Raw genomic sequence first — 13,784 nt, forward strand, 5'->3', positions numbered from 1 at the left:
CCCTCGCATCACCAAAGGAACCAGCATGACTGCGGAGTACAAGGTCCAGGACGGCGTTGCCGTCATCACGCTCAGCAACCCGCCCGTCAACGGCCTTGGCCACTCCACGCGCCTGGGCATCGTTGAAGGCATGGTGAAAGCGGGCGACGACGCCAACGTCAAGGCCATCGTCATCACCGGTGCGGGCAAGGCCTTCTCGGGCGGCGCCGATATCCGCGAATTCAATACGCCCAAGGCGACGCAAGAGCCGACGCTGCACGCCGTCATCAAAGCCGTTGAGTCGAGCAACAAGCCGGTCGTGGCGGCCATCCATTCGGTGGCGATGGGCGGTGGGCTGGAACTGGCGATGGGCTGCCATTTCCGCGTGGCCGCACCGGGCGCGCAGATCGCGCTGCCCGAAGTCAAGCTGGGCATCCTGCCGGGCGCAGGCGGCACGCAGCGCCTGCCGCGCGCCATCGGCCTGGAACCGGCCTTGAACATGATTGTGTCTGGTAACGCCATCCCGTCGGAAAAGCTGGCCAAGAGCGGCCTGTTCGATCAGATGATCGAAGGCGACCTAATGGCCGGCGCCATCGATTTCGCCCTGAAGGCCGCTGCCGAAGGCAAGCTGCCGAAGCTGCGCGATCGCAAGGTCGAGCACGACAACCCGCAAGGCTTCCTGCAATTTGCCCGTAACACTGTGGCGGCAGTCGCAAAGAACTTCCCGGCGCCGGGCAAGTGCGTCGACGCCGTGCAGGCCGCTGTGGAAAAGCGCTTTGACGACGGCATCAAGTTTGAGCGCGACTTGTTCATCGAACTGGTGAATACGTCGGAATCGCGCGCGCTGCGCCACGCTTTCTTTGGCGAACGCGCTGCAAGCAAGATCCCCGATGTGCCGGAAGACACGCCGGTGCGCAAGGTGGAGAAGGTCGCCGTGATCGGCGCCGGCACAATGGGCGGCGGTATCTCGATGAACTTCCTCAACGCAGGCATTCCGGTCACGATGCTGGAAACCAAGCAGGAAGCACTGGACCGCGGCGTCGCCACCATCCGCAAGAACTACGAGAACAGCGCCAAAAAAGGCAAGCTCACGCAAGAGAAGGTCGAGCAGCGCATGGCCTTGCTGACCCCGACGCTGTCCTACGACGACATCAAGGACGCCGACCTCGTCATCGAGGCCGTATTCGAAGAAATGGGCGTCAAGGAAGTCGTGTTCAAGAAGCTGGATGAAGTCGTCAAGCAGGGCGCGATCCTGGCGTCGAACACCTCCACGCTGGATGTCGACAAGATCGCCAGCTTCACCAAGCGCCCGCAAGACGTGGTCGGCATGCACTTCTTCAGCCCGGCCAACGTGATGAAGCTGCTGGAAGTCGTTCGCGGCAAGGAAACTGCCAAGGACGTGCTGGCCACTGTCATGAAGCTGGCCAAGGCCATCAAGAAGACGGCGGTTGTGTCCGGCGTGTGTGACGGCTTCATCGGCAACCGCATGATCGAGCAATACAGCCGACAGGCCGGCTATCTGCTGGACGAAGGCGCGCTGCCGGAGCAGGTCGACAAGGCCATCGAGAAGTTCGGCTTTGCGATGGGCCCGTTCCGTATGGGCGATCTGGCCGGCAACGACATCGGCTGGGCCATCCGCAAGCGTCGCGCCGTAGACAAACCGGACATCGTCTATTCGAAGACCGCCGATCTGCTGTGCGAGATGGGCCGCTTCGGCCAGAAGACGGGCGGTGGCTGGTACGACTACAAGGCGGGCGACCGCAAGCCGTATCCAAACCAGCAGGTCAACGACATGATCGTCCAGCACTCGAAGGATCTGGGCATCACCCGCCGCAAGATTTCGGACGAAGAAATCGTCGAGCGTCTGGTGTTCGCGCTGGTCAACGAAGGCGCCAAGATCCTGGAAGAGGGCATTGCCTCCAAGGCGTCGGATATCGACATGGTCTACCTGACTGGCTACGGCTTCCCGCTGTTCCGCGGCGGCCCGATGCTCTACGCAGATACCGTCGGCCTGTACAACGTCGCACAAGCCATGCACCGCTACAGCAAGGGCTACCACGGCGAAGCGTGGAAGCCGGCGCCGCTGCTGCAGAAGCTGGCCGACGAAGGCAAAGGCTTTAACGGTTGATGCGCGGCTAACCGACCAAGCAACTAAGCGACTAAGCAACCGCCATGCAACTTACGCCCACTGACTGCCTGCTGATCATCGATGTGCAGAACGATTTTCTGCCCGGCGGTGCGCTGGCTGTGCCGGACGGCGACCAGGTTATCCCGGTCGTGAACCAGCTCGCCAAGGCATTCGGACGCGTGGTGCTGACGCAGGATTGGCACCCACGCGAGCACGTATCGTTCGCGGCCAACCATCCCGGCACGGAACCATTCGGCATGATCGATTTGCCGTATGGCGCCCAGGTGCTGTGGCCGGTGCACTGCGTTCAGCACAGCAGCGGCGCAGCGCTTGCCGATGGGCTGGACGTGCCGCACGCGCAGTTGATCGTCCGCAAGGGCTATCACCCGCACATCGACAGCTACTCCGCATTTTTTGAAGCGGATCGCAAGACGCCGACAGGCCTGCTGGGCTACCTGCGCGAGCTTGGAATCAAGCGCGTGTTCTGCGTCGGGCTGGCCACCGATTTTTGCGTGGCATGGTCGGCGTTGGATGCAAGGGCGGCGGGGCTGGAAGTGGCTGTCATTGAGGATGCCTGTCGCGCCATCGATCTGAATGGGTCGCTTGCGCAGGCCTGGCAGCACATGACGGATGCGGGCATCGCACGGTTGCAGTCGCCGGACGTTTTGAACGGATAACAGAGATACCGGGCGCCTGCCGATGCGGTGCGCCCGCCACCAGATACGAGGAGCAACACCATGACCGAAGCAGTCATCGTTTCCACCGCACGTACCGGCCTGGCCAAGAGCTGGAAGGGCGCCTTCAACATGACGCACGGCGCTACGCTGGGCGGCCACGCGGTTCAGCATGCCATCGAGCGCGCCAAGATCGAGCCGGGCGAAGTGGAAGACATCCTGATGGGCTGTGCGAACCCGGAAGGTGCAACAGGCGCCAACATCGCTCGCCAGATTGCTCTGCGTGCCGGCTGCCCCGTGACCGTGCCGGGCGCAACCGTCAACCGTTTCTGCTCGTCGGGCCTGCAGACCATCGCCATGGCCGCACAGCGCGTGATTGCCGATGAAGGCGACATCTTCGTGGCTGGCGGCGTGGAATCCATCTCGTGCGTGCAGCAGGAGATGAACCGCCACATGATGACCGAAGGCTGGCTCAACAAGCACAAGCCAGAAATCTACTGGAACATGCTCCAGACCGCCGAGAACGTCGCCAAGCGCTACAACATCGCCAAGGAACGCATGGACGAGTACGGCGTGCAAAGCCAGCAGCGCGCCGCCGCCGCTGCTGCTGCTGGAAAGTTCAACGACGAAATCGTCCCGATGACGACGGTGATGGGCGTGGCCGATGCCAAGACCGGCCAGCTCATGACCCGCGAAGTCACGATCTCCGCCGATGAAGGGATTCGCCCCGACACGACGCTTGAAGGCGTGGCAAAAATTCGCTCCGCCGTGCCGGGCGGCGTGGTCACTGCCGGCAATGCCAGCCAGTTCTCCGACGGCGCATCCGCTGCCGTGGTGATGAATGGCAAGGTGGCAGCCGCCAAGGGCCTGCAGCCGCTGGGCGTGTTCCGCGGCTTTGCCGTGGCAGGTTGCGAGCCGGACGAAATGGGCATCGGCCCCGTCTTTGCCGTGCCCAAGCTGCTGAAGAAGGCCGGTCTCAAGGTTGAAGACATCGGCCTGTGGGAACTGAACGAAGCGTTTGCCGTGCAGGTGCTGTACTGCGCTGACAAGCTGGGCATTCCGATGGACCGCCTGAACGTCAACGGCGGCGCCATCGCCGTGGGCCACCCGTATGGCGTGTCGGGCGCACGCCTGGTCGGCCACGCACTGATCGAAGGCAAGCGCCGTGGCGTCAAGTACGTGGTCGTGACCATGTGCATCGGCGGCGGCCAAGGCGCAGCCGGCCTGTTCGAGGTGCTCTAAACAGACAGGCTCCCGCTCAAAACGGGAGCCTGTTTTGTTTCTGCCAGAGCTGGCTTGATCGCCATCTCGGGCGCGCCTTTCTTTGCTTACTTTCTTTGGCAAGACAAAGAAAGTGAGTCGGGCCCGGCAGGGTACGGAACCAGGGATTGACCCAAAGCCCTCGCCCGGGCAGGGCACGAAACACAGGATGCACCACCAACATCATGTCCTCGAAACTGCTATCCCGCCGCGACCTCAGCTTCCTGCTCTACGAATGGCTCAACGTTGAATCGCTCACGCGCATTCCGCGTTACGCAGACCACTCCCGCGAAACCTTCGACGCCGCGCTCGACACGTGTGAGCGCATCGCAACAGACCTGTTCGCCCCGCATAACAAGAAAAACGACCAAGAAGAACCGCACTTCGACGGCACCAAGGTCCACATCATTCCCGAGGTCAAGGCAGCGCTGGACGCCTTCAACAAAGCGGGCCTGATGGCTGCCGGGCAGGACTTTGAACGCGGTGGCATGCAACTGCCCACCGTGGTCGAGAAAGCCGGCTTCGGTTTCTTCAAGGCCGCCAACGTCGGCACCAGCTCATACCCGTTCCTCACCATCGGCAACGCGAATCTGCTGCTCGCGCACGGCACGCCCGCGCAAATCGAGACGTTCGTGCAGCCCGAGATGGAAGGCCGCTTCTACGGCACGATGTGCCTATCGGAGCCGCAGGCGGGCTCGTCGCTGTCGGACGTCGTCACGCGGGCCGAATACGAAGGCGAGTCGCCACTTGGCGCGCAATATCGCCTGACCGGCAACAAGATGTGGATTTCCGCCGGTGAACACGAGCTGTCCGAAAACATCGTCCACCTCGTGCTGGCGAAGATTCCCGGCCCGGACGGCAAGCTGATTCCCGGTGTGAAGGGCATTTCGCTCTTCATCGTTCCAAAATTTCTCGTCAACGCCGATGGCTCGCTCGGCGAGCGCAACGACGTGGTGCTGGCCGGCTTGAACCACAAGATGGGCTATCGCGGCACGACCAACTGCCTGCTGAACTTTGGCGAAGGCACGCAGTTCCGCCCGAAGGGCGCAGATGGCCAGCCGCGCGCTGGCGCCATCGGTTACCTCGTCGGCGAGCCGCACAAGGGCCTCGCGTGCATGTTCCACATGATGAACGAGGCACGTATCGGCGTTGGCATGGGCGCAACGATGCTCGGCTACACAGGCTATCTGCATGCGGTGGACTACGCGCGCAATCGCCCGCAGGGCCGTCCGGTCGGGCCGTCGGGCAAGGATGCGGCGTCTGCGCAAATCCGCATCATCGATCACGCCGACGTGCGTCGCATGCTGCTCGCACAAAAGGCCTACGTGGAAGGCGCCCTCGGCCTGAACCTGTATTGCGCCAAGCTCGTCGATGAAGAACGCGGAGAAACCGACGCGGCCAAGCGCGCCAAACTCGGCCTGCTGCTCGACATCCTCACGCCGATTGCGAAGAGCTGGCCGTCGCAGTGGTGCCTGGAGGCCAACAGCCTGGCGATCCAGGTGCACGGCGGTTACGGCTACACGCGCGAATACAACGTCGAGCAGTTCTACCGCGACAACCGCCTGAACCCGATTCACGAGGGCACGCACGGCATCCAGGGTCTGGACCTGCTGGGCCGCAAGGTCGTGATGCAGGACGGCGCTGCCTTCGCCGCGCTGGGTGAGCGTGTGCAGGCCACCGTCGGCCGCGCGTTGGAAACCGAGGACGAAACGCTGGTCGGCTACGGCCGCGCGCTTGGCATGGCGACGCAGAAACTGGCCAAGGTCACACAGACGCTGTGGGCCGCCGGCGATCCGCGCGTGACGCTTGCGAATGCCTCCGTCTATCTGGAAGCGTTTGGCCATGTCGTCATCGCGTGGATCTGGCTGGAGCAGGCACTGGCCGCCGCCAAGGCCCTGCCAAACGCACAAGGCGAAGACGCTGATTTCTACCGCGGCAAGCTGCAGGCCGCGCGCTACTTCTTCCAGTGGGAACTGCCGAAGATCGACCCTCAGATCGTGCTGCTGGGCTCGCTCGACACGACCACGCTGGACATGCAGGACGCCTGGTTCTGACGGTAACTCACAACGACAACGAGACACAGGAGACACCATGGGTACGCTCAAGCATCTGTTTGATCTTTCCGGTAAGACGGCGCTCATCACGGGCGGCTCACGCGGGCTCGGCCTGCAGATTGCAGAAGCTCTGGGCGAGCAGGGCGCGCGCATCGTTCTATCTGCCCGCAAGGCCGATGAACTGAAGGAGGCGCAGGCACACCTGAAGTCGCTCGGCATCGAGGCCGACTGGATTGCAGCTGACGGCGCCATCGAAGCCGACATTCAGCGCCTGGCCGACGAGGCGCTGGCCAAGCTCGGCCATGTCGACATCCTCGTCAACAACGCGGGCGCAACGTGGGGCTCGCCGGCGGAAGACCACCCGGTCGAAGCCTGGGACAAGGTGATGAACCTGAACATCCGCGGCCTGTTCCTGCTCACGCAGCAGATCGGCAAGCGCTCGATGATCCCGCGCAAGTATGGAAAGATCGTCAATGTGGCGTCGATTGCGGGCCTGAAGGGCAATCCGCCGGGCTCGCTGGACACGATTGCGTACAACACCAGCAAGGGCGCAGTGGTCAACTTCACGCGCGCGCTGGCGGGCGAGTGGGGCGAGCACAACATCACCGTCAACGCGATTGCGCCGGGCTTCTTCCCATCGAAGATGACACGCGGCTCGCTGGAAAAGCTCGGTGTGGACAAGCTGACCGAGAAATCCCCGCTGCACCGCATTGGCGACGACGAAGACCTAAAGGGCGTGGCCGCGCTGTTCGCGTCGGATGCCTCCAAGCACATCACTGGCCAGATCCTCGCCGTCGACGGCGGCGTGAGCGTGGTCTAATTTCGGCTGCTTCTCACTCTTTCTGACGCAGCATGAACGCAGACAACAACGGTTTTCCGATCGACATCCCTTTCCTGAAGCTTCTCGGCATGCGCTGCCTGAAGGTGGCCGATGGCGAGGGCGTGGTCGAGCTCGCCCTCGAAGCGCAGCACATGAACAGCTGGGAAATGGCCCACGGCGGTGTGACCATGACGATGCTCGACGTCGCCATGGCCATGGCGGGCCGCTCGGCCGACGTGCACGGCCGCGGCGTGGTCACGATCGAGATGAAGACGGCGTTCATGCAGCCCGGGCGCGGCACGCTCAAGGCGAGCGCGCGTTGCGTGCATCAGTCCACCACCATGGCGTTCTGCGAAGGCGAGGTGCGCGACGCAGATGACAAGCTGGTCGCGCGCAGTTCAGGGACCTTCAAGTTCGTCAAGCGTATGCCGCCGCCGCGCACCCCCGAACCCGGCGCGGACGGCTGACCAGGCAACACCGAAGTTGCAGTACCCAGTTGCACACCGGACAGCGTCCGACACACAAGAAGAGCAACCACGGAGACAACCCATGCAACAACCTGCGCGGCGGACGGCGTCTGCCCTTGCCATCACTCTGCTTTGCTGCACTGGACTGACCATGACCCTGGAAGGATGCGCCTCCAACTCCGCGCCGGTTGACGCACCAGCCGCCAGTGCATCGACCGCCGTGCAGCCGCCACCGGCGCCCAATCCGCCGATGCAGAAGCCGCTCACGGCAGACGAATCTGATCCGAACAAGATGGGCTGGATGCAAGGCTTCCCGCCGCCACCCGATCGCATCGTCCGCTTTGATCTGGCGGGCAACATGTTCCCACGCACGCGCTATGGCTACAGCCACGTGCGCGAGTTTGTGCCGACGCGCGTTGTGTGGCACGGCGACGGTCCTGTCAGCAAGCTGCCGCGCGCGGAGCGTGACATCAGCGGCGTGCTGTTTACCGATCCGAACGACACGCGCCGCACGTTTGCCGAAGCGCTCAAGCTGACCTACACCGACGGCATCCTCGTCATGCACAAGGGCAAGGTGGTCTACGAGCGCTACTTTGGCGCGCTCGATGCGCATACGCAGCACATCGCCATGTCGGTCACGAAATCGTTTGTCGGCACGCTGGCCGCCATGCTGGTGGCGGACGGCAAGCTCGATCCGGCGGCTCCGGTCACGCAGTACGTGCCCGAACTCAAGGACAGCGCGTACGGCGACGCCACCGTACGTCAAGTCATGGACATGACCGTGGGCGTGCGCTATTCCGAGAACTATGCGGACCCGAACGCCGACGTCTGGGCCTACGCCCGGGCCGGCGGCATGCTGCCGCGCCCGGCCGGCTACAAGGGCCCCGACAATTTCTACGATTACCTGACGACGCTGCGCAAGGAAGGCGAGCACGACGCGGAGTTCGCGTACAAGACCGTCAACGCTGAAACGCTGGCGTGGATCGTGCGCCGTGCGTCGAACAAATCGCTGGCGGCGCTGCTGTCCGAGCGCATCTGGCAACCGATGGGCGCACAGGACGATGCGTACTTTTCGGTCGACAGCATTGGTACGGAATCGGGCGGCGGTGGGCTGAACACCACGCTGCGCGATCTGGCACGCTTTGGCGAGATGATCCGCAACGACGGCCGCTTCAACGGCAAGCAGATCCTGCCCAAAAGCGTGATCGACGACATTCGCCGCGGCGGCGACCCGGCCAAGTTTGCCAAGGCAGGCTACACGACGCTGCCCGGCTATTCGTATCGCAACATGTGGTGGGTTTCGGGCAATGACCATCACACGTTCGAAGCGCGCGGCATCCATGGCCAGCGCATCTATATTGATCCGGTGGCCCAGATGACGATCGTGCGCTATGCCTCGCACCCGGTCGCCGCCAATGCTGCCAATGATCCGGTCACGCATCGCGCATATGCGGCGCTGGCCGAGTACTTCATGCAACACAAGTAACAACCTGACCCAACACCGATATCCGATATTCAGGAGCGTTTTTCATGTCGAAGACCTATCAGCGCATCGTTCTGGCTTCGCGCCCGCAAGGGGCCGTGACGCCCGACAATTTCCGCCTGGAGACGGTGGACCTCCCCGAGCTGCAAGACGGCCAGGTGCTGGTGCGCAACCATTTTCTGTCGCTCGATCCGTACATGCGCGGCCGCATGAATGACAGCAAGTCGTATGCGGAGCCGCAGCCGCTTGATGAAGTGATGATCGGCGGCACCGTTGGCGTGGTGGAAGCGTCCAAGAATCCGTCGTTTGCCGTGGGCGATGCCGTGGTCGGCATGTTTGGCTGGCAGGAAGTAGGGGTGTCAGACGGCCGCGGCATTCAGAAGGTTGATACGCGCCACATTCCGCTGTCGGCGTATCTCGGTTCGGTCGGTATGCCGGGCGTGACGGCTTGGTATGGCCTGAACAAGATCATGCATCCGAAGCCCGGCCAGACCGTCGCGGTGAGCGCCGCTTCGGGCGCAGTCGGCAGCGTGGTGGGGCAGCTTGCCAAGCTCAAGGGCTGCCGCGCCGTGGGCTTTGCCGGCGGCAAGGACAAGTGCGATTACGTGGTCAACGAACTGGGCTTTGATGCCTGCATCGACTACAAGGCCGCCAAGGATCCGAAGGAGCTGTACAAGATGCTCAAAGAGGCGACGCCCGATGGCATCGACTCGTATTTCGAGAACGTGGGTGGCTCGATCCTGGATGCGGTGCTCTCGCGCATGAACGCGTTCGGCCGCATCGCCATGTGCGGCATGATCGCCGGTTACGACGGCCAGCCGCTGCCGCTGCAGAACCCGCAATTGATCCTGGTGTCGCGCCTGACCATCGAGGGCTTCATCGTCTCTGAACACATGGACGTGTGGCCGGAAGCACTGCGCGAGCTGGGCGGTTTCGTGGCGCAGGGCAAGCTGAAGTTCCGCGAGAGCGTGGCAGAGGGCCTGGCGAGCGCACCGGAAGCGTTCATGGGCCTGCTCAAGGGCAAGAACTTCGGCAAGCAACTCGTCAAGCTGGTTTGAGTTGAGCCGCATGCGGACTGTCAATCGCTTGACAGTCCGCCGGGCGAGGGCCGCCACAGAATGGCCCCACCCACAACAAACGCGTGAAGGAGACACCATGAACGCACCTGAAACCGCACAGGCCAAGCGGCCCGACAGCATGACGGCCAACCTCAGCCCCGAGGCCGCAGCCCGCTACCGCAACCTGCCGCGCCCGCCGCAATTCGCCACGGTTGAAGAAGAGCGCCTGCACCGCAAACAGCGCCTGGCTGCAGCGTTTCGCCTGTTCTCGAAATTCGGTTTCGACGAAGGCGTGGCCGGCCACATCACGGCGCGCGATCCGGAACACCAGGACAGCTTCTGGGTGAACCCCTTCGGTGTGCATTTCAGCCAGGTGACGGTGTCGAACCTCATCCGCTGCGATCACCATGGCAACGTGGTTGAAGGCGATTACCCCGTCAACGCCGCCGCATTTGCGATTCACTCCCGCGTGCATCAGGCACGACCGGATGCTGTCGCCGCTGCGCACTCGCACAGCACATATGGGCGCGCGTGGTCGACGCTCGGCCGCAAGCTCGACCCGCTCACGCAAGACGTGTGCGCCTTTTATGGCGACCACGCCGTGTACGACGATTTCGGCGGTGTGGTGGTCGAGCTGGACGAGGGCCAGCGCATTGCTGAGGCGCTGGGCGACAACAAGGCTGCCATCCTGCAGAACCATGGTCTGCTGACGGTCGGCAAGACGGTCGACGAAGCCGCATGGTGGTTCATCACGATGGAGCGCTCCTGCCAGGTGCAGTTGCTGGCCGAAGCCGCCGCTGCGCGCACTGGCGACGCACCGCGCACGATTTCCGATGCCGCTGCCCGTCAGGCGTATTCCATCGTCGGGTCGGCGCAGGCGGGGTGGTTCCAGTTCCAGCCGCTGTATGCGCGCATCGTTAAAGAACAACCCGATCTGCTCGACTGATCGGCATTACAAATTTCTGGAGCACGCATGACGGACTTGATCCTGCATCACTACGCCACCTCGCCGTTTTCAGAGAAGGTGCGTTTGATCCTTGGCTACAAGGACCAGCCGTGGAAATCCGTCACGGTGCCCGTGATCCTGCCCAAGCCGGACGTGATGCCGCTCACCGGCGGCTACCGGCGCACGCCGTTCCTGCAGATCGGCGCGGACATCTATTGCGATACCGCGCTGATCGCGCAGGTCTTGGAGTCGATTCACCCTGCACCGACGCTGTATCCCGCAGACCATGCCGCAGCGGTGTTTTCGATGGCGCAGTGGGCCGATACGACGCTGTTCTGGGCTACCGCAACTTTCGTGACGCAGCCGGCGGGCTTCCAGAGCCTGTTCGGTGATGCGCCGGAAGCCTTCGTCAAAGCCTTCGTGGAAGACCGCAAGGCAATGCGTGTGGGCGGCACCGGCTTGCGCACGCCGCTGCCGGAGGCCACCTCCACGCTGCAGGTGTTTCTCGCCCAGTTGGAGCGGCAGTTTGCGACAGGCGAACGCATCTTCCTGTTTGGCGAGCAGCCGACCGTGGCCGATTTTTCCGTCTACCACTGCCTGTGGTTCATCCGCCGAGCAACAGCGGTGGCCGGCATTCTTGATGCGCACCCGGAAGTCGTCGCATGGATGCATCGCGTTGCGGCATTCGGTCACTCGCAAGCGCAACCGATGACGCCTGCCGAAGCATTGGACATTGCCAAGGCCGCCACACCACGCGCGTTGACTGAAACGAACGCCACCTTCGACGACAGCCACGGCCTGCCCAAGGGCACGCGCGTGACGGTGGCCGCAGTTGACTACGGCGTCGATCCCGTCGAAGGGGACCTCGTGGTCTCCACACGCGACAGTGTCGGCGTGTTGCGCGAAGACCCGCGCGTCGGCCAGGTGGTGGTGCATTTTCCGCGCGTCGGTTATGCCGTGCGCAAGGTTGAGGCGGCAGGCTGACACGGCTTTGCCATCTCGATCGCCTTTCCTATTACAACGACATCAGTGAGACACGTATGAAGCAATTCGCAGGCGGTGTGGCCGTCATCACGGGCGGTGCGTCGGGTTTCGGCAAGGAGTTCGCCAAGATCGGTGCCGGGTTGGGCATGAAGCTGGTGCTGGCCGATATCCAGCAGGATGCGCTGGATGCCGCCGTGGCCGAATTCTCGGCCCAGGGCGTGGAAGTGATTGGCCTGCGCGTCGACGTGTCGAAGGTGGAAGACGTGCAGGCGTTGGCCGATGCTGCCATCAAGGCGTTCGGCAAGGTCAACCTGCTGTTCAACAACGCCGGCGTGGGCGCTGGTGGCCTGGTGTGGGAGAACTCCGAGCGCGACTGGGATTGGGTGCTCGGCGTGAACCTGCACGGCGTCATCCACGGTGTGCGCATCTTCACGCCGCTGATGCTGGAAGCCGCCAAGAAAGATCCGTCATACGAGGGCCATATCGTCAATACGGCGTCGATGGCGGGGCTGCTGAATGCGCCGGCCATGGGCATCTACAACGTGTCCAAGCACGCGGTGGTGGCGCTGTCCGAATCGCTGTACCAAGACTTGAGCCTGGTCACCGAACAGATCCATTGCTCGGTGCTGTGCCCGTACTTCGTGCCGACCGGCATCACGCAGTCTGACCGCAACCGCCCGCAGGATCTGGCGAACACGGCACCGCCCACCAAGTCGCAGCTCGTTTCGCGCGCCATGTCGGAAAAAGCGGTCAGCTCCGGCAAGGTCACCGCCGAGCAGGTCGGCCAGATGACTTTCGACGCGATCCGCAACGCGGGCTTCTATATCTACTCGCACCCGCATGCACTCGCGCCTGTGCAACATCGCTTTGAAGACATCATCTCGCAGCGCAATCCGTCCGATCCGTTTGAAGGCAAGCCGGACGTGCGCGCGCGTCTGGTCGATGCGCTGCGCGGGTAATTCCACCTCTACTGCCCCAACTCCGAGATCGCCATGAACACTGCAACGGCTGCCGCCATCACGGAATCGCAATTCGCCGATCTGCCAAACGGCACGCGGCTGCATTACGCCAGCGCCGGCAAGCGTGGCGCGCCGCTGATGCTGTTCGTTCACGGCTTTCCGGAGTTCTGGTACGAGTGGGAAGCGCAGCTTGCTGCGTTTGGCGACACGCACTTTGCCGTGGCGCCCGACATGCGCGGCTACAACCTGTCGAGCAAGCCGGCCGCGGTGGATGCGTATCGCCCGAAGTTCCTGGTGCAGGATCTGACGCAGTTCATCACGGCGCTGGGCTACGAGCGCGCCATCGTGGTGGCGCACGATTGGGGCGGGGCGATCTGTTGGAACCTTGCCATCCAGCATCCGGAGTTGGTCGAGCGGCTGGTGATCGTCAATTCGCCGCATCCTTGGGTGTTTGCGAATGCGCTGCTCAGCGATCCGGCGCAGCAGGCCTCATCGGCGTATATGAACTGGCTGCGCCAGCCGGGTTCGGAAGACGCGCTCGCCGCAAACGACTTCGAAAAGCTTGAAGGTTTCTTTCACGGCATGGGGCAGCCGGTGGCGGAATGGTTCACGCGCGAGGTGCGAGCGCGCTATCACACGGCCTGGAGCCAGCCGGGTGAGGGTGGCTCCCACGGCCTGACCGGTGGCGTGAACTACTACCGCGCCTCACCGTTGCATCCGCCCACGGAGGGCGTTGCGCCGTTGCGCATCGACCAGATGCCGCCCGAGGCGTTTGTCGTAAAGGTGCCTACGCTCGTGATCTGGGGCGAGATGGACATGGCGCTGCCGAAAAGCCTGCTCAATGGGCTGGAGCGTTTCATTCCCGACATGCGCCTGGAGCGCATCCCCAATGGCACGCACTGGGTCGTGCACGAACAACCGGAGCGCATTACCGCGCTGATCCGGTCGTTCGTTTCCTGAGCACCTGCGTTA

At 63.2% G+C, this 13,784-nt stretch carries 12 protein-coding genes; all 12 read left to right on the plus strand.

Translation table 11 applies throughout. The features are described 5' to 3' along the window. Nucleotides 1-25 precede the first annotated feature (25 nt). Nucleotides 26-2,107 carry a 3-hydroxyacyl-CoA dehydrogenase NAD-binding domain-containing protein gene (locus BM136_RS03555; RefSeq protein ID WP_092970309.1) on the plus strand — a complete coding sequence of 694 codons (2,082 nt, stop codon included), beginning with the start codon at nt 26-28 and terminating at the stop codon, nt 2,105-2,107. A gap of 44 nt (nt 2,108-2,151) precedes the next feature. Next, nucleotides 2,152-2,784 carry a bifunctional nicotinamidase/pyrazinamidase gene (gene pncA / locus BM136_RS03560; protein WP_092970311.1) on the plus strand — a complete coding sequence of 211 codons (633 nt, stop codon included), beginning with the start codon at nt 2,152-2,154 and terminating at the stop codon, nt 2,782-2,784. A 60-nt stretch (nt 2,785-2,844) separates the two neighbouring features. After that, the gene (locus BM136_RS03565; protein WP_024975645.1) at nt 2,845-4,023 is read left to right on the plus strand and encodes an acetyl-CoA C-acyltransferase; all 1,179 of its coding nucleotides are present in this window, start codon (nt 2,845-2,847) and stop codon (nt 4,021-4,023) included. A 203-nt stretch (nt 4,024-4,226) separates the two neighbouring features. Beyond that, a complete protein-coding gene (locus BM136_RS03570) occupies nt 4,227-6,095 on the plus strand; it encodes an acyl-CoA dehydrogenase (RefSeq protein ID WP_092970313.1) in 1,869 nt (622 codons plus the stop codon). Nucleotides 6,096-6,132: 37 nt separating this feature from the next. Beyond that, nucleotides 6,133-6,915 (plus strand): SDR family oxidoreductase, encoded by a 783-nt coding sequence (locus BM136_RS03575; RefSeq protein ID WP_092970315.1) that lies wholly within the window; start codon nt 6,133-6,135, stop codon nt 6,913-6,915. Between the two features lie 32 nt (nt 6,916-6,947). Next, nucleotides 6,948-7,382, plus strand: a complete 435-nt coding sequence (locus tag BM136_RS03580) for a PaaI family thioesterase (RefSeq protein WP_027681422.1) — start codon at nt 6,948-6,950, stop codon at nt 7,380-7,382. A gap of 82 nt (nt 7,383-7,464) precedes the next feature. Next, nucleotides 7,465-8,868: a serine hydrolase domain-containing protein gene (locus BM136_RS03585; protein ID WP_092970317.1), complete on the plus strand. Its 1,404-nt coding sequence runs from the start codon at nt 7,465-7,467 to the stop codon at nt 8,866-8,868. Nucleotides 8,869-8,912: 44 nt separating this feature from the next. Beyond that, nucleotides 8,913-9,923 carry an NADP-dependent oxidoreductase gene (locus tag BM136_RS03590; protein WP_092970319.1) on the plus strand — a complete coding sequence of 337 codons (1,011 nt, stop codon included), beginning with the start codon at nt 8,913-8,915 and terminating at the stop codon, nt 9,921-9,923. 97 nt (nt 9,924-10,020) lie between these two features. After that, a complete protein-coding gene (locus BM136_RS03595) occupies nt 10,021-10,869 on the plus strand; it encodes a class II aldolase/adducin family protein (protein ID WP_092970321.1) in 849 nt (282 codons plus the stop codon). A gap of 27 nt (nt 10,870-10,896) precedes the next feature. Beyond that, nucleotides 10,897-11,853 (plus strand): glutathione S-transferase family protein, encoded by a 957-nt coding sequence (locus BM136_RS03600; RefSeq protein WP_092970323.1) that lies wholly within the window; start codon nt 10,897-10,899, stop codon nt 11,851-11,853. Nucleotides 11,854-11,909: 56 nt separating this feature from the next. Next, nucleotides 11,910-12,812 carry an SDR family oxidoreductase gene (locus BM136_RS03605; protein ID WP_092970325.1) on the plus strand — a complete coding sequence of 301 codons (903 nt, stop codon included), beginning with the start codon at nt 11,910-11,912 and terminating at the stop codon, nt 12,810-12,812. Nucleotides 12,813-12,845: 33 nt separating this feature from the next. Further along, complete coding sequence (locus BM136_RS03610) at nt 12,846-13,772, plus strand: alpha/beta fold hydrolase (RefSeq protein WP_092970327.1); 927 nt, start codon at nt 12,846-12,848, stop codon at nt 13,770-13,772. Nucleotides 13,773-13,784: the final 12 nt, after the last annotated feature.

The organism is Ralstonia sp. NFACC01, assembly GCF_900115545.1.
Lineage (GTDB): Bacteria > Pseudomonadota > Gammaproteobacteria > Burkholderiales > Burkholderiaceae > Ralstonia > Ralstonia mojiangensis.